The 16524-nt window shown below is 73.6% G+C and carries 13 protein-coding genes; 9 read left to right on the top strand and 4 right to left on the bottom strand.

What is annotated here, in order from left to right:
- Positions 1 to 8 precede the first annotated feature (8 nt).
- Positions 9 to 551 carry an NUDIX domain-containing protein gene (locus AB0883_RS06455; RefSeq protein ID WP_366639888.1) on the top strand — a complete coding sequence of 181 codons (543 nt, stop codon included), beginning with the start codon at positions 9 to 11 and terminating at the stop codon, positions 549 to 551.
- A 60-nt stretch (positions 552 to 611) separates the two neighbouring features.
- Here the strand turns inward: AB0883_RS06455 and AB0883_RS06450 are convergent, their stop codons facing one another.
- Positions 612 to 2987, bottom strand: a complete 2376-nt coding sequence (locus AB0883_RS06450) for a M28 family peptidase (RefSeq protein WP_366639886.1) — start codon at positions 2985 to 2987, stop codon at positions 612 to 614.
- 307 nt (positions 2988 to 3294) lie between these two features.
- Here AB0883_RS06450 and AB0883_RS06445 point away from each other — a divergent pair, with 307 nt between their 5' ends.
- The 7 genes from AB0883_RS06445 to AB0883_RS06415 all read left to right on the top strand — a co-directional run bounded on the left by AB0883_RS06445 (position 3295) and on the right by AB0883_RS06415 (position 12048).
- Entirely contained in the window at positions 3295 to 4473 is a 1179-nt protein-coding gene (locus tag AB0883_RS06445; protein WP_366639884.1) for a fused response regulator/phosphatase, read from the top strand.
- The gene (locus AB0883_RS06440) at positions 4470 to 6218 is read left to right on the top strand and encodes an ATP-binding protein (RefSeq protein WP_366639883.1); all 1749 of its coding nucleotides are present in this window, start codon (positions 4470 to 4472) and stop codon (positions 6216 to 6218) included. The genes AB0883_RS06445 and AB0883_RS06440 overlap by 4 nt, the downstream gene beginning before the upstream one ends.
- Positions 6215 to 6667, top strand: coding sequence for a response regulator (locus AB0883_RS06435; protein ID WP_311413128.1), 453 nt, complete (start codon positions 6215 to 6217; stop codon positions 6665 to 6667). Before AB0883_RS06440 ends, AB0883_RS06435 begins: the two co-directional genes overlap by 4 nt.
- Positions 6660 to 7472 (top strand): inositol monophosphatase family protein, encoded by an 813-nt coding sequence (locus tag AB0883_RS06430; protein WP_366639882.1) that lies wholly within the window; start codon positions 6660 to 6662, stop codon positions 7470 to 7472. Before AB0883_RS06435 ends, AB0883_RS06430 begins: the two co-directional genes overlap by 8 nt.
- Before the next feature lie 192 nt (positions 7473 to 7664).
- The gene (locus AB0883_RS06425; RefSeq protein ID WP_366640313.1) at positions 7665 to 8708 is read left to right on the top strand and encodes a hypothetical protein; all 1044 of its coding nucleotides are present in this window, start codon (positions 7665 to 7667) and stop codon (positions 8706 to 8708) included.
- Positions 8709 to 8744: 36 nt separating this feature from the next.
- Complete coding sequence (locus AB0883_RS06420) at positions 8745 to 10298, top strand: fused MFS/spermidine synthase (protein ID WP_366639880.1); 1554 nt, start codon at positions 8745 to 8747, stop codon at positions 10296 to 10298.
- A 70-nt stretch (positions 10299 to 10368) separates the two neighbouring features.
- Complete coding sequence (locus AB0883_RS06415) at positions 10369 to 12048, top strand: serine/threonine-protein kinase (protein ID WP_366639879.1); 1680 nt, start codon at positions 10369 to 10371, stop codon at positions 12046 to 12048.
- An 11-nt stretch (positions 12049 to 12059) separates the two neighbouring features.
- On the opposite strand, the gene AB0883_RS06410 is transcribed toward AB0883_RS06415, so the two are convergent.
- Positions 12060 to 12728, bottom strand: coding sequence for a TrkA family potassium uptake protein (locus tag AB0883_RS06410; RefSeq protein WP_366639878.1), 669 nt, complete (start codon positions 12726 to 12728; stop codon positions 12060 to 12062).
- Positions 12718 to 14052: a potassium transporter TrkG gene (locus tag AB0883_RS06405; RefSeq protein ID WP_366639876.1), complete on the bottom strand. Its 1335-nt coding sequence runs from the start codon at positions 14050 to 14052 to the stop codon at positions 12718 to 12720. Before AB0883_RS06405 ends, AB0883_RS06410 begins: the two co-directional genes overlap by 11 nt.
- 140 nt (positions 14053 to 14192) lie before the next feature.
- On the opposite strand from AB0883_RS06405, the gene AB0883_RS06400 reads away from it, so the two are divergent.
- Positions 14193 to 15317 (top strand): glycerophosphodiester phosphodiesterase, encoded by a 1125-nt coding sequence (locus AB0883_RS06400; RefSeq protein ID WP_366639874.1) that lies wholly within the window; start codon positions 14193 to 14195, stop codon positions 15315 to 15317.
- Between the two features lie 228 nt (positions 15318 to 15545).
- Here AB0883_RS06400 and AB0883_RS06395 read toward each other — a convergent pair whose 3' ends face one another.
- Entirely contained in the window at positions 15546 to 16241 is a 696-nt protein-coding gene (locus AB0883_RS06395) for a hypothetical protein (RefSeq protein WP_366639872.1), read from the bottom strand.
- Positions 16242 to 16524: the final 283 nt, after the last annotated feature.

Raw genomic sequence — 16524 nt, 5'->3', positions numbered from 1 at the left:
CCCACGACATGGTCGATGACGCGCCGCTCTCGGCGGGCGAACTGCTGGACGTCGTGGACGAGCACGACCGGGTGGTGGGTCAGGCCCGGCGCGGCGACGTGTACGCCCGCAGGCTCCGGCACCGCTGCGCGTTCGTCCTGGTGCGCAACGCGGCGGGGGAGATCTTCGTGCACCGCCGCACCGAACGGAAGCTGGTCTTCCCGTCGCTGTACGACATGTTCGTCGGCGGCGTGGTCGGCGCGGGCGAGTCGTACGACGAGGCGGCGCGGCGCGAGGCGGAGGAGGAGTTGGGCGTACCGGGCCTGCCCGACCCCACGCCGCTGTTCACCTTCCTCTACGAGACGCCGGAGCACACCTGGTGGTCGGCGGTCTACGAGGTTCGCTGCGACGGACCGGTCGACCCGCAGGCCACCGAGGTCGCGTGGCACGCCTTCCTCAGCGAGGAGGAGCTGGACCGCCGGCTCACCGAATGGGACTGGGTGCCCGACGGCCTGGCGGCGTACCGCCGGCTTCTGGCGTGGCGGCGCGAGGAACCCCGCCCGGACCGGTAGCGCCGCCGAGGGAGGCGGCGCGGGCCGGACGGTCCTTCCGGGCCCGCGCCGCCCCGCCGGCTACAGCGGATAGGTGCGGGCCACGGCCAGCATCTCCGAGCTGTGCGAGCCCACGATCCCCACGTCCGGCGGGCGCGGGCGGAAGCCGGGCAGGGCGTCCAGGCCGTCGCTGGCGTCCATCGCGCGCAGCGCCACCTGCCCCGCCTTCGGCGCGACGGTCAGCGTCACCTCGATTCCCTCCGGCGGCGGGGCGTGGAAGACCAGGCCGAAGCCCCAGCGGCCCTCCCGGGCCTCCACTGGCACCGCGCGGCCGGCCACCTCGGCCCGCAGCACCGTCGCCGTCGCCGCGTCCACGTGCAGGGTGGTCAGGCGGACCCGGCGTTGCGGGAGGAGCCGCAGGCGCAGGGTGCGCTCGGTGCCGGCGGTGGTGTCGGCGAGCACCTCCAGCTTGGGGGCGGGCAGGTCCGCCGCCTGCGCGGGGCCGACGCGCAGCTCGGCGTCGCCCAGGCCGGGGAAGTCGGCGACCTCGGTCACCCCGTCGACGTAGCCGTCGGTCCAGGGCTGGGGGTCCTCCTCGTGGCTGAGCCAGCGGGCCTGGCCGGTGCCGGCGTCGAGGGCGTACATCAGGTGGGTGGGCGCGGGGTGCGCGGCGTCGAAGCGGTCGACGGCGAACCCGACCCCGGCGAGGACCACGGCCGCCAGCGCGGTGGCGACTGCCGGCAGCGCGCCGAACCGGCGCGCGCGCACGGCGACCAGCCCGCGCTGCCCGCCGGCCTGCGGGTGCAGCAGGTCGACCACCGGCAGCGCGGCGAGGCCGAGCAGCACCGCGACCAGCGCCGCGACCCCGCCCATCGCCATGCCGAGCGCCGGGAAGAGCAGGACGACGGTGGGCAGCAGGATCACCACGGCCACCGCGGCGGCCAGGGTCGACGCGACCACCGGCCACGGACCGTCGATCCGCACGCCCAGCGCGACCAGCCCGGCCACCGCGCCGGCCAGGGCCGGGAGGGTGACGAGGTACGCCCCGCCGGGCACCAGCACGGCGAGCAGCACCCCGAGCACGGCCAGCCAGCCCAGCCCGCCGATGGCGAGCGCGGCCGGGCCGACCCGGCGGCGGGTGAGCGCGTACCAGGTGAACAGGACAGCGGCGGCGAGCGCCACCACGGCCAGCCGGTACCAGGCCGGCCGGTACGGGTCGAGCAGCTCGGCGTAGCCGGGCCGGAGCTCGGTGACCGCCGCCCAGAGCAGCTGCGCGGCGAGCGGGGCGAGCACGATCGGCAGCAGCGCCAGCCCGAACCCGGCGGCGAGCCGGCCCCCGGTGGCGCGGCCCCGCCGCCTCGCGAGCCAGCCGAGGGCCACCACGGCGGCGAGCGCGAGCAGCGCCAGGGGCAGCACCAGCCAGCCGGGGTAGCGGACCAGCCCGCCCGGGACGGGGAAGTAGGTGGCGTCGTGCCCGGAGTCCAGCGCGGTCAGGTCGACCCGGCCGAACTCGCGGGCCAGGCCGAGGGCGTTGTCGCCGTGGTGCTGGAGGCTGGCCCGGTCCATGGCGGCGGGGGTGTCCAGCGGGGTGTGGTAGATCGCCCCGCCGTCGATGTACGCGGAGTTCAGCCCGACGAAGTCGTTGTCGAGGAACGCGGTGAAGTCCGTGTCGTTGGGCAGCGCGCGGTAGATCTCCACGGCGAACGAGGTGCCCACGGGGTGTGGCGCGGCCCGGCCGAAGGCGTCCACCAGGGCGGCGTTGTCCCGCGAGGTCTCGAACATGATCACCGGGCCGGTGGAGCCGCGCGCCTCCAGGTTCAGCACCACGCCGCCGTCGGCGGCCAGCGGGTGGCTGGACGCGAACGCCGCCGCCCCGCACAGGCACGCCTCCTCGGCGTCGGTGAGTACGAAGACGATGTCGTTGCGCGGCCGGGGACCGGCGGCCAGGGCGCGGGCCACCTCCAGGATGGCGGAGGTGCCGGCGGCGTCGTCGTTGCCGCCCGGGCCGGACTGCACCGAGTCGTAGTGCGCGACGAGGAAGACCTTCCCGGTGGGGTCGGTGCCGGGCAGCCGGGCCACCACGTTGCGTACCCGGGCCAGGGTGGCCCCGCCGGCCGCCCCACTGAGCTGGCCGGCCTCGGGCGCGACGGTGTCCTGCACCTCGGTCTCCAGGCCGAGACCGCGCAGCACCCCCTCGACGTGCGCGCGGACCTGGTCGTTCGCCGGGCTGCCCGCCACGTGCGTCCGCGCGGCGACGACCTCGACGTGCGCGTACGCCCGGGCGGCGCTGAACTCGCCCGGCGGCGCGTCGGCCGGGCGCGGCGCGGGGGTGCGCAGGTCGAGCAGGGTGCCGGCGCCGACGGCGACGAGTGCGGCGAGCGCCGCCACGGCGGCGGCCAGCCGGCGACGGGGCCGGGCCAGCGCACGGTCGGCGGGGCGGGTGGGGGGTGCGCCCACGGGGTCTCCTCGGGACGGGGCTCAGGTGGGCACCATCCTGCACCCCGGCGACCGCCAGCGGGACTCCCGGTGCGGGCCGGAAGGGCGCAGAGGTCCGCTTTGTCCGTCGCCGCGTAGTGATCCGACCCATGCCCGCGCATACGGAGCCCGTCGTGTTGTGTGCGAACGTTGTGTAATACAGGATCAGCAGGGCACTCGGAAGGAGCCCGACATCACCAGCGATCTCCCGCGTCTCGCGGCGGTGACCCGGCCGCACCGGGGGACCGGCCTGGCCGGTTCCTCCGTCGTGCCGTACCCGCACGGCGGCATGGGACGTCATCCCAACCTGCCTCCCGGCGAGCGGCTGCGGGTGCTGCTGGTGGAGGACGACGAGGGCGACGCCTTCCTGGTCGGCGAGCTGCTCGCCGAGACCAACTCGATGATCGACCTGCTGGTCGCGACCAGCCTCAGCGAGGCCCGGCAGCGCGTGATGGGCGTCGACTGCGTGCTGCTCGACCTGGGCCTGCCCGACGCGCAGGGCCTCGACGGGCTGCGTCAGGTGCTGGAGATGGCCAGCGGCGCCGCCGTCTGCGTGCTGACCGGCCGCTCCGACGAGCACCTCGGCATCGTCGCGGTCGCCGAGGGCGCCCAGGATTACCTGGTCAAGGGCCAGGTGGACGGGGTGCTGCTGACCCGGGCGCTGCGCTACGCGGTGGAGCGCAAACGGGCCGACGTGAACGCCCGACGGCTGCGCGAGGTCGAGCTGCGCCAGGCCGAGTCCGCCCGCCTCGAACGGGGCCTGCTGCCCCAGCCGCTGATGACCACCGACGTGGTCGCGGTGCACACCTTCTACCGGCCCGGCCGGCACGCCGCCCTGATCGGCGGTGACTTCTACGACGTGGTGCAGACCCGGCCCGACCGGCTCGACCTGATCGTCGGCGACGTCTGCGGGCACGGCGTGGACGAGGCGGCCCTCGGCGTCGAGCTACGGGTCGCCTGGCGGGCGCTGATCCTCGCCGGCGTGCCCGACGACGAGGTGCTCCCGGCGCTGGAACAGGTGCTGATGAGCGAGCGCCGGCTCCAGGAGATCTTCGCGACCGTCGCCACCGTGCGGCTGGACCTCGACGCCAACCGGGCCACCGTCCGGCTGGCCGGGCACCCGCCGCCGCTGCTGCTCGCCGGGGGCAAGGTGGTGCCGGTTCCGGCACCCGGCGGCCTGCTGCTCGGCGTACGACCCCGCCGGCCCGTGGCCTACGACCTGGAGTTCGACACCGATGACTGGTCCCTGTTGATGTACACCGACGGCCTCATCGAGGGCCGGACCGGCGAGGGCGACGAGCGCCTCGACGTGCCGGGCCTCAGCGGACTGCTCGCCGACCCGGCGACCCTCGCCGTGCCGCTGGCGGAGCTGCCGGCCTGGCTGGTCGGGCGCGCCGAGCAGCTCAACGGCGGTCCGTTCGCCGACGACGTCGCCATGCTCCTGGTCAGCCGGGGCGGCGGCCGGTGACGCGCATCGGCGACTGGACCCTGCGCCGGCGGGTCGTCACGCTGCTCACCGTCGTCGCCGTCCTGCTGATCGGGCTGGCCGGCGGCGAGGTGGCCCTGGCGGCGAAGAACCGGACGCACATCGACGCGATCCTGAACAAGACCGGCCCGTTGCGGGTGCAGGCGCAGGAGCTGTTGAACGCGCTGCTGGACCAGGAGACGGCGGTCCGCGGCTACGCGGTCAGCGGCAACCCGGCCGACCTGACACCGTACGAGGCGGGCCGCAAGCGCGAGCAGGACCTGGTCGCCTCGATGCAGCGGCTGGTCGACGACTACCCGGAGCTTCGGCAGGAGATCCGGGCGGTCGAGGAGCGGGCCGAGGCGTGGCGCCAGGCGGTGGCGGTGCCGGTGATCACCACGACGCAGCAGAGCGGCACCACCGCGGGGCAGGCGCTCGTCACCGACCATGCGCGGGAACAGTTCGACGACGTGCGTGACGCCGTCGACCACCTGCAGCAGGAGATCTTCGAGGCCCGGCAGCGCAGCGCCGAGGACGTCCTGCGGACGAGCAACATGCTGGTCGTCCTGCTGATCGCCGCCGTCGCGGTGGTGATCGTCGCCGGCAGCATGCTGCTGGTCTCCCTGGACAAGATGGTCATCCGCCCGCTGACCGGGCTCGCCGACCAGGTCCGCGAGGTGGCCGAGGGCGACTACCAGCACGGCATCGACGGCGCCGGCCCACCCGAGTTCGTCCGGCTCGCCGAAGACGTGGACGCCATGCGGCGCAAGATCGCCAAGGACCTGGCCGAGGTACGGGAGGCCCGCGAGCGTATCGAGTGGGTCAACAGCCAGCTCCAGAAGCAGGCCGAGGAACTCACCCGCTCCAACCGCGACCTGGAGCAGTTCGCGTACGTCGCCTCGCACGACCTCCAGGAACCGCTGCGCAAGGTGGCCAGCTTCTGCCAGCTCCTCCAGCGCCGCTACGCGGGGCAGCTGGACGAGCGGGCCGACCAGTACATCGCGTTCGCGGTCGACGGCGCGCAGCGGATGCAGCGCCTGATCAACGACCTGCTCGCCTTCTCCCGGATCGGCCGGCTCACCACCGGCTTCACCGAGGTCGACATGAACAAGGTCATGGGCGACGTGGCCGGCCAGACCGAGGCGGCCCGGCAGTACGCCGACGCGGAGCTGACCTGGGGCGAGCTGCCCGTCATCCGTGGCGAGGAGCCGCTGCTGACCAACCTGCTCGCCAACCTGGTCAGCAACTCGGTCAAGTTCCGCCGCCCGGACGTGCCCCCGAAGGTGCACGTCTCGGCCCGCCTCGTGGGCGACGAGTGGGAGTTCAGCTGCCAGGACAACGGCATCGGGATCGAGCCGGAGTTCGCCGACAAGATCTTCGTCATCTTCCAGCGGCTGCACGCCAAGGACGCGTACCCGGGCACCGGGATCGGGCTGGCGATCGTCAAGAAGATCGTGGAATACCACGGCGGCCGGGTCTGGGTGGACACGGACACCGAGGAGGGCACGGCGATCCGCTTCACCCTCCCGGCGCTTCCCGAGGACGTCGAGGCGGCCGCCGCGGCGGCGGACGAGCCGGCGACCGGCGAGGCCGTGACCGGGGACGGCGACGGGCCCACCGTCGAGGCCGGCACGGGCGGCGCCCCGGCGCAGGCCGACCGACGCGCCGACGAGACGGAGACCACGGACGGGCCCGACCGGGCGCCGGAAGGCGGTAGAACGGGTGACATGAGGGAGACGGTGGGATGACCGCGCCGGCGGACGGCAAGAGCCCGATCGAGGTCCTGCTGGTCGAGGACGATCCGGGTGACGTGTTGATGACCCAGGAGGCGTTCGAGGAGCACAAGCTCCGCAACCGGCTGACCGTCGTCTCCGACGGCGCCGAGGCCCTCGCCTACCTGCGGCGGGAGGGCCAGTACGCCGACGTGGTGCAGCCGGACCTGATCCTGCTCGACCTGAACCTGCCCCGCCGCGACGGGCGGGAGGTCCTGGAGGAGATCAAGAAGGACGAGCAGCTCTGCCGGATCCCGGTGGTGGTGCTGACGACCTCCCAGGCCGACGAGGACATCCTGCGCAGCTACCAGTTGCACGCCAACGCGTACGTGACGAAGCCGGTGGACTTCGAGCGCTTCATCTCGGTGGTCCGGCAGATCGACGAGTTCTTCGTCAGCGTGGTCAAGCTGCCGCCGCGTGGCTGACACCCTGCTCGACGACGTCGGTGGTCTGCTGCGCGAGACCGCCGACCAGGTCGTGCTTCCGCTGTTCCGCAAGCTCGACGACGCCGACATCAGCGAGAAGGCGCCGGGCGATCTCGTCACCGTCGCCGACCGCCGTGCCGAAGAGATGATCTCGGCGGCGCTGCGCCGGCTGCGCCCCGGCTCGGTCGTGGTGGGCGAGGAGGCGGTCGCCGACGACCCGGCCCTGCTGGAGCACCTGCGCGGCTCCGGAGACGTCTGGCTGGTCGACCCGGTCGACGGTACCTCGAACTTCGCCGCCGGTCGGCAGCCGTTCGCGCTGATGGTGGCGCTGCTGACCGACGGGGATCCCGTCGCCGCGTGGGTGCTCGACCCGCTCGCCGGGACGCTGGCCGTCGCGCGCGTCGGCGAGGGGACCCGGCTCGACGGCCGGCCGGTGCGCACCGGCGACCGCGCGCCCGCGCTCGACGCGGTGCGCGGCGCCGCCATGTCGCACGCCCTGCCGGCCGCGCCGCGCGCGCTGGTCGAGGCGGGCGGCGCGCGGCTGGGTGAACTGCTGCCCGGCCTGCACTGCGCCGGCCGGGAATACCTGGACGTGCTGACCGGGGACCAGGACTTCGTGCTCTTCTGGCGCACCCTGCCGTGGGACCACGCCCCGGGCGCCCTGCTGGTCCGGGCGGCCGGCGGGGTCGCCCGGCGCTTCGACGGCACCGACTACCGCCCGGGGGACGACGGCCACGGCCTCCTGGTCGCCGCGAGCGAGCAGATCTGGGCGGGGGTACGCGAGGCGCTGCTCGGCGGTGCGTGACGTCGGTGCGACACTGCGTCGACGCTCGACGGTTCGGGCCTTCACGGGCCTGGTCCGGCGTGCTCCGTCCGGTATCCTGACCGCCGGTCTCCGCCAGCAGGCCGCCGACCGGCGCCCGGCGGGGGCCGCCGCCGCGCCACGCCGTCGTCCGGGGCCGGCGGCCGACGGAAGGATGCTTTCGTGCGCAGGACCATGCCCGCCGGGCCTGACGGCCACCGCCCGCTGACCGCCCCGTCGGTGGGGCGCCGTGCCCGCCGCCCGCTGATCGCCCTGCTCGTCGCCGTGACGATGCTCTTCGCCGGCGGTGCCGTGCCGGCGTACGCGGAGCCCAACGAGGGCGGCACCAAGAAGCTCCGGGACGCCCTGGAGGCCACCGCCAAGGCGCACATCGAGGCCAAGGGGAAGCTGGAGAACTCCAAGGCGCGGCAGAAGCAGCTGACCGGGCAGTTGGGCACGCTGGAGGTCCGGCTGGTCGAGCTGACCGCGCAGGTCGGCGAGGTGGCCGCCCAGTCCTACCGGCTGGGTCGGCTGACGCCCACGTCGATGCTGCTCGACAGCGCCTCGCCGGAGGCGTTCCTGGAGCGGGCGGCCAGCCTCGACCTGATGGCGCAGCGCGACGGCAGGCGACTGCGCGACCTGACCCAGGCACGCGAGCAGGCCCGGCAGGCCAAGATCGCCATCGACACCGAGGTCCGCGAGCAGCAGAAGCAGCTCGCGGTGATGGCGAAGAAGAAGAAGGAGGCCGAGGCGGCGCTCGCGGAGGTCAGCTCGGGCAGCAGCGGCGGGTTCAGCGGCGCCAGCTCCTCCTCGGCGAGGCCGGCCCCCCGCAACTCGGACGGGTCCTGGCCGTCGGAGTCCTGCTCGGTGAACGACCCGACCACCTCCGGCTGCATCACCCCGCGCACGCTCAACGCCCTCAAGCAGACCCAGGCGGCCGGCTACAAGCGGCACGTCTCCTGCTACCGAAGCGGCGGCTCCGGCGAGCACCCCAAGGGCCGGGCCTGCGACTTCTCGGCCGCCGTCGGCGGGTTCGAGGACAGGACCGCCACCGGCGGGGACAAGGCGTACGGGGACAGCCTCGCCGCCTGGCACGTGCGCAACGCCAGCCGGCTGGGCGTGCTCTACGTGATCTGGTACCGGCAGATCTGGCACCCCGGCACCGGATGGCGGGCGTACGGCGGCAGCGGCAGCCCCGCCGCCGACCACACGAACCATGTTCATCTCTCGATGTACTGACCCGGTGGCCCAGTTTTCCTGCGTACCATCGCGCGGGTGAGCTCCCCATCCTCCGACGTCACGGTCCCGCCGGCCCGGCCGGCGGCGACGACGGCCCTGGCCCTGCCCAACGGCCTCGCCGCGTTCCTGGTCTTCTTCTCCAGCGGCGCCGTTCTGGTGCTGGAGACCGTCGCCCTGCGGCTCGTCGGGCCGTACGTCGGGGTGACCCTCCAGGTGACCAGCTCGGTCATCGGCATCGCCCTGGCCGCCATCGCCTACGGCGCGTGGACGGGCGGCTGGCTGGCCGACCGGCGCAACCCGAGGGCCCTGCTGGCCCCGGCGCTGGTGCTGGCCGGCATCGCCACCGCGGTCACCCTGCCCGTCGTCCGGTACGCCGGTGAGGTGCTGCGCGGCGGGGCGGCCTCGGCCATCCTGCTGCTCGTCGCGCTCGCCGTCTTCGTGCCGGCGGCCCTGCTCGCCGCGGTCACCCCGCTGGTGGTCAAGCTCCAGCTCGCCGACCTGCGGCGTACCGGGCAGGTGGTCGGCCGGCTCTCCGGCATCGGCACGCTGGGCGGCATCACGGCCACCCTGGGCACCGGGTTCGTGCTGGTCGCCGCGCTGCCCAGCACGGTCATCCTGTTCGCCCTGGCGGCCTCGCTCGGGCTCACCGGGCTCGGCCTCGGGGTGTGGCTGCGCCGCCAGGACGCCGCGGAACTGCCCGGCCGCGCCCGCGCCAAGGCCGCCCTGGCGGTGCTGGGCCTCGTCGGCGCCGGGCTGACCACGGTCGCCCCGAACCCGTGCGACATCGAGACCGCCTACCACTGCGCCAGCGTGGAGGCCGATCCCGCCCGGGACTCCGGCCGCACGCTGCTGCTCAACTCGGCCCAGCACTCGTACGTGGACCTCGCCGACCCCACCCACCTGGAGTACGCGTACACCCGGTGGATCGGGGCGGTGGCCGACGTGGTCGCGCCGAAGGGGCAGCGGCTCGACGCGCTGCACCTGGGCGGCGGCGGGTTCACCGTGCCCCGCTACCTGACCGCCACCCGTCCGGGCACGGACAACGTCGTGTTCGAGATCGACGGCGGACTGGTGGAGCTGGGCGAGCGGCAGCTCGGCGTACGCCAGGGGCCGGACCTGCGGGCGGTGGTGGGTGACGCCCGGATGCTGGTCGCCGGGGAGGCCACCGACAGCCGCGACCTCGTGGTCGGCGACGCGTTCGGGCACCTGGTGGTGCCCTGGCACCTCGCCACCCGGGAGATGGCCGCCGAGGTCCGCCGGGTGACCCGCCCGGGCGGCGTCTACGTGCAGAACGTCATCGACTACCCGCCGCTGCGCTTCATCCGCAGCGAGCTGGCCACCGTCGCCGCCGAGTTCCGGCACGTCGCCCTGATCGCCCCGGCGGCGGCGCTCGCCGGTCGGGAGGGCTCGAACTTCCTCATCGTCGCCTCCGACGCCCCGCTGCCGCTGGCGGCGGTCCGCGCCCGGCTGGCCGAGCTGCGGGAGGGCGCCAGCCTGCTGGCGGGCGCCGACCTCACCGCGTTCGTCGGCGAGGCGCTGGTGCTGACCGACGACTACGCGCCCGTGGACCAGCTCCTCGCCACCGCCTGAACGGGTGAATCCCTGACCGATTCCGACCCTTGAGGTGTAGCCGGGCCGGTCCGGGGCAACAACGACCCTCATGGGTGGACCGATCCGGGACGGCGCACAACTGCTGGGTGAGCGGTACCGGCTGATCGAACAGCTGGGGGCGGGCGGCATGTCCGTCGTCTGGCGCGGCTACGACGAGGTGCTCGGCCGGCAGGTGGCGGTCAAGGTGCTCGCGTCGCGGCTGGCCGCCGACCGGGCGTTCCGGCACCGCATCCGGATCGAGGCGCAGGCCGCGGCCCGGCTGTGCCATCCCAACATCACCAACGTCTACGACTACGGCGAGTCCGAGCAGGTCGGCCTGACGGTGCCGTACGTCGTCATGGAGCTGGTCGACGGGGAGTCGCTGACCGGCCGGCTGCGCCGGGGCAGCCTGCCCTGGCGGGAGGCGGTGACGATCGGCGCGGAGGTCACCTCGGCGCTGGCCACCGCGCACGCCCGTGGTGTGGTGCACCGCGACGTCACCCCGGGCAACGTCATGCTGACCGCCACCGGCGTGAAGGTGGTCGACTTCGGCATCTCCGCGCTGGTGGGGGAGAAGGAGAAGGGGCCGGACGGCGCCCTGCTCGGCACGCCCGCCTACCTGGCCCCGGAGCGGCTCGACAACGGTCAGGTCTCCCCGGCCACCGACGTGTACGCGGTCGGCCTGCTGCTCTACCGGATGCTCACCGGCCGGCTGCCCTGGCAGGCGAGCACCACCACGCAGATGCTGCGCGCGCACATGTACAACGAGCCGGAGCCGATGCCGCCGGTGCCGGGGCTGCCCGACGAGGTGCGCGAGCTGGTGAGCCGCTGCCTGGCCAAGCGCCCGGGGGACCGCCCCGCCACCACCGAGGTCGCGCGGACGCTCGCGGAGGCCGCCGGCATGATCGCCGCGGTGCCGGTCTCCCCGGCAGCGGGGCCCGTGGACGAGGACGCGCTGGCCGCCGCCGGCACCACGATCCTGCCCTGGTCCGCCGCGACCGACGCGCTGCCGTTCTCCCGTACGCGCAACCGGCGCGCGGCGACCCGGCGCCGGCGGATCGAGGCCGGGGTGGCCGCCGCCGGGCTGGTGGCGGTGACGGCGGGGTTGTGGGGTTTCACCTCCCGCAGCCCGGCCAGCGGAGGAATCGACCAGCCGACCCAGGCGCGGATGGGGGCGGAGGCCCCGCCGTCGTGCCGGGTCGCGTACGCGCTGCGCACGGACTCCGGCAAGGACTTCGCCGCCGAGCTGACCCTGACCAACACCGGCACACGGGAGCTGCGCGACTGGCGGCTGAGCTTCGCCTTCCCCGGCCAGCAGACGGTGACGAAGGCGACGCCCGTCCCGGTGCGCCAGCAGGGGCGCGCGGTGCTCGTGGAGCCCGCCCCGGGGCAGGCCGCGCTGGCCCCCGGCGCGTCCGAGAAGCTCACCCTGACCGGCCGCCACGCCGGGGTCAACCCGCTGCCGCTGGAGTTCCGCCTCGGCGACGAGACCTGCGCGGCGCAGGTCTCCGGGGTGGCCGGTGCGGCGCCCAGCGTGGCACCCACCAAGGCGCCGGCCAAGGCGCCCACCGTCAAGGCCCCGCCGAAGAAGGCCGGCACGTCGGCCGGGAGTTCGGGCGGCAGCTCCGGCGGGTCGAAGGCCAGGTCCGACAACTCCGGCAAGGGCAAGGGGGCGGGTGGTGGAAAAAAAGTAATCCAGGAAAGGGAAAGGGCCGAGGACGATGACGACGACGGTGGCGACGACGACTGAGCCCGCCGGGGTCAGCTGAGCTCCGCGAATCGTTGCACCTGCTCGATGTCCCCCTCGACGATCAGCATGCTGCCCGGGGCGATCACGGTGGCGTCGGTCGCGTACCGGAAGCGTTCCCCCGGCAGCTTCACGCCCACCACGCGCACCCCGTAGCGCGCGGTGGGCGTCAGTTCCGCGAGCGACCGGCCGACCATCGTCTCCGGGGTGCACACCTTCGCGATGGCGAAGTCGTCGCCGAACTCGATGAAGTCGAGCATCCTGCTGACGATGAGGTGGGCCACCCGTTCGCCGGTCTCCGCCTCGGGAAAGATCACGTGGTGCGCGCCGACCGAGTCCAGGATCTTGGCGTGCTTCGTCGAGGTGGCCCGCGCCCAGATCTGCGGCACGCCCAGCTCCGCCAGCGCCAGCACCGTCAGCACGCTCGCCTCCAGCGAGGCGCCGATGGCGACCACCACCCGGCCGAAGTCCGCCACGCCGAGCTGGCGCAACGACCCCTCCTCGGTGGCGTCGGCCTGCACGACCCGCTCGAGCTGGGCCGACCACCGCTGCACCTGGTCCGGATTGCGGTCGATCGCCAGCACCTCGTGGTCCATCGCGGTCAACGCGCCGGCCAGGTGCCACCCGAACCGGCCCAGTCCGATCACCACGATGCCGCTTCCGTCCGTCTTCCTAGCCGACAATGGGTTGCTCCTCCGCGTAGCGGTACAGCCGCCGGCGGGTGTTCAGGGCGATCGCCGACCCGAGGGTCAGCGGCCCGATCCGGCCGACGAACATGAGAATGATCAGGGCGAGCTGGCCGTTCTGCGGCAGCGACGCGGCGATCCCGACGCTGAGGCCGGTGGTGGTGAACGCCGACGTCACCTCGAACAGCGCCGCGTAGCCGGGAACCCCCTCGGTGAGGAAGACCAGCAGCACGGTGCCGCCGACCACCAGCGCGACGCTGAGCAGCGCGACCGTGATCGCCTGCCGCTGGCTGGCGGTGGCCACCCGGCGGTGCCCGACCGTCACGTCCGGCTCTCCCCGCAGCTCCGCCCGGATGACGAAGGCGAGCAGGAAGAAGGTGGCCACCTTGATCCCGCCGGCCGTGCTGGCGCTGCCGCCGCCGATGAACATCAGCGCGATGACGAGGGGGTAGCTCTCCTCCTCCAGGCCGTCCATGTCCACGACGTTGAAGCCGCCGGTGCGGATGTACGAGTTCTGGGCGAACGCCACCAGGAGCTTCTCCGACCAGGCGTAGATGCCCAGGGTGCGCGGATTGGCCCACTCGATGACCAGCAGGCCGGCGAAGCCCACCACCAGCAGCGTCAGGCTGCCCCAGACGGTCAGCTTGGTGGCGACCGCCCACCGCGTCGGCTGCCGCCACTCCCGTACCGCCTCGAAGAGCGCCGGGAAGCCGATCCCGCCGATGATGGTGCCGAACGCCAGCGGCAGGGTGACCCAGGCGTCGGTCGAGAAGGCGACCAGGCTGTCGGTGTAGAGGGCGAACCCGCCGTTGTTGAAGGCCTGGACGGCGTGGAAGACGCTGCCCCAGAGGGCCCGGTCGAACGGGTAGTCGTAGCTGATCCACAGCCGGGCGGTCAGGATCGCGGTGATGACGGCCTCGCAGGCGAGCGCGAGGCCGGCGATGCGCAGCAGCAGCCGGCGTACGTCGCCGATGCCGAACTCGGCTGTCTCGGCCTGCACCAGCAGCCGGCTGCGCAGTCCCAGCCGCCGGGCCACCACGAGGATCACCAGGGTGGCACCGGTCACGATGCCGAGGCCGCCGACCTGGGTGAGCACGGTGATCATCACGAGCCCGAACTCGTTCCAGTAGTTCGGGGTGTCCACCACCGCCATCCCGGTCACCGAGACCGCCGAGGTGGCGGTGAAGAGGGCGGTCAGGAACGGGGTGTGCCGGTGCTCGCTGGTGGCCCAGGGCAGCATCAGCAGCCCGGTGCCGACCAGGATCGTCACCAGGAAGCCGAGCGGCACGAGCCGTACGGGGTGACGAAGAAGCCGGCGCACCAGACAATCTTCCTTTTCCGTCGCGAGTCGGGTGCGGAAACCGGCATGCCGGGGTTCACCCGCCGGCCAGGCGCCGACCAACTCGCCGTCAGTCCGGGCGTGTCTGCTGAGGCGGATTCCTCGACGACAAGGAGACGGCGTTGCGACGTACCCTTTCCGCCCTCGGTGTGGCCGGCGCCCTGCTGGCGGCAGCCGTGGCCGTGCCGACGGTGACCGCCTCGGCCGCTCCGGCGCCCGCCGCCGAGCGGGCCCGGGCGACGGACCGGCCCCTCGTGGTCGCCCACCGGGGCGCGAGCGGCTACCGGCCCGAACACACCCTGGAGGCCTACCGGTTGGCGATCCGGCAGGGCGCGGACTACATCGAGCCGGACCTCGTCGCCACCCGCGACGGCGCGCTGGTGGCGCGGCACGAGAACGAGATCAGCGGTACGACCGACGTGGCCGCCCGCCCCGAGTTCGCCGCCCGCAGGGCCACGAAGAGCATCGACGGCGTCGCGGTCACCGGCTGGTTCACCGAGGACTTCACCCTCGCGGAGCTGCGGACGCTGCGGGCCAAGGAGCGGCTGCCCAAGGTCCGCGTCGCCAACACCGCCTTCGACGGCCAGTTCCAGGTCCCCACCCTCCAGGAGGTCATCGACCTGGCCCGCGCCGAGGGGCGGGCGCGGGGCCGGACGATCGGCGTCTATCCGGAGACCAAGCACCCGAGCTACTTCGCGTCCATCGGGCTGCCGTTGGAGGAGCCGCTGGTCGAGGTGCTGCGGCGCAACAGGCTGACCCACCGGAACTCTCCGGTGATCGTCCAGTCGTTCGAGACGGCGAACCTGCGCAAGCTGAACCGGATGGTCGACGTCAGGCTCGCGCAGCTCCTCGACGCCACCGGCCGCCCGTACGACTTCACCGTCGCCGGCGACGCCCGCACCTACCAGGACCTGGCGAAGCCGGCCGGACTGAAGTGGATCGCCTCGTACGCCGACGGGGTCGGGGCGAACAAGAACCTGATCGTCCCGCGTGACGCCGCCGGCAGGCTGCTCGCCCCGACCACCCTGGTCGCGGACGCGCACCGGGAGCGGCTGATCGTGCACGCCTGGACGTTCCGGGCGGAGAACCAGTTCCTCCCGGCCGACCTGCGGATTGGCGCCGACCCGAACGCCCGCGGCGACATCCAGGCCGAGTACGAGCTGTTCCTCAGCCTCGGCCTCGACGGCGTCTTCACCGACCACCCGGACACCGCCGTCGCGGCCCGGGAGGGTCTCGCCCGGCGCTGACCTTCCCGCCGCCCCCCGCCGGCCCGTCGCCCCCTTGTTCCGGGGGTGGCGGGCCGGTGCCGCTCCCTGATCGCCACCTGCCCGCCCCGCGCCTGTCGAGCTGATGTCGTAGGCGATTCAGCGGGGACGGGCGGATGCGCGGACGAGGTCGGGGGCGGTTCCCTGAGGAACCGCCCCCGACCCTCCGGCTCGCTCGCACGCCGCCGTCGTCAACGTGTGGCCGACGGGTCAGCCGGTGGTGTTCCGCCTGCGGTGCGCGACGAGGAAGAAGGCCCCGAGCGCGACGGCGACCAGGCCGAGAGCGGTGACCGGGAGCAGGGTGCCGGTGCCCGAGACGCCGGTGATGGGCAGTTCGCTCTTGGTCGGCGAGGCCGTCGGGCTGCCGGTTGGGGTGCGGGTCGGGCTGGCCGTCGGGCTGGCCGTCGGGGTGGTTGTCGGGGTGGCCGTCGGGCTGCCGGTCGGGCTGGGGCTCGCCGCGCAGGCGCCCGTGAGCACGAACTGCAATCCCGGCTCCGGTTCGCCGGTGACCACCGCCGTGGCGCTGACGAGCGTCCACCCCTCGGGCAGGATCACCCACGCCTTGCTGGTGCCCTGCCGCACGATCGCGCTGTCCTCGGCGTCGGGGATGGTGACCGTCGTGGTGCCGTTGTTCGGGATGCTGAAGGTGGCCGTCACGGAGACGAAGTCACGGTCGGCGTCGGGAAGGTTGAAGACCCAGACGTCGCGGTCCTCGTACGGCCCTCCGCCCAGGGTCGGGTCGCAGTCCTGCGGAGCCTCGGCGGCCGTGGTCGGTACGTTGCCCGGGTTGATGCTGATCGTCGTCGCACCCGGCTGCGGCTGGGCCTGCGCGGTCCCGGCGGCTCCGAGGAGCATCGCACCGACCGCCGCCCCCACGGCGACCAGCCGAACGAGTCGAACTCTCACTTCGTCCCCCATGCGAGTTTCATGCCGTTAGTGGCTTCCGGTCGAGGTTAAGCCACTGATTTAGCACCTATTGTCGCTTTCGCGATATTCCGAAGCTCATCCGCGCGATGTCCGGGCCCGACACATGAGGGGTTTCATCGATGGCGGGAGCCGCCACCGCCACGCCGCGCTCCCCGCGGCGCGTACCGCCCGCTGGTACCGGTGACCACCCCACCCCTGTTACTTGTGTGTTTCGACCACATAGCCCGTGGGTGACGTCACTTCTAGCGTGAGCCGTCATATG

Origin of the sequence: Micromonospora sp. NPDC047812, assembly GCF_040704175.1 — a bacterium.
In the GTDB taxonomy this organism is placed as follows: Bacteria; Actinomycetota; Actinomycetes; order Mycobacteriales; family Micromonosporaceae; genus Micromonospora.
Note: the sequence above shows the minus strand (reverse complement) of the source record. Positions and strands in the feature narration are given on the sequence as shown.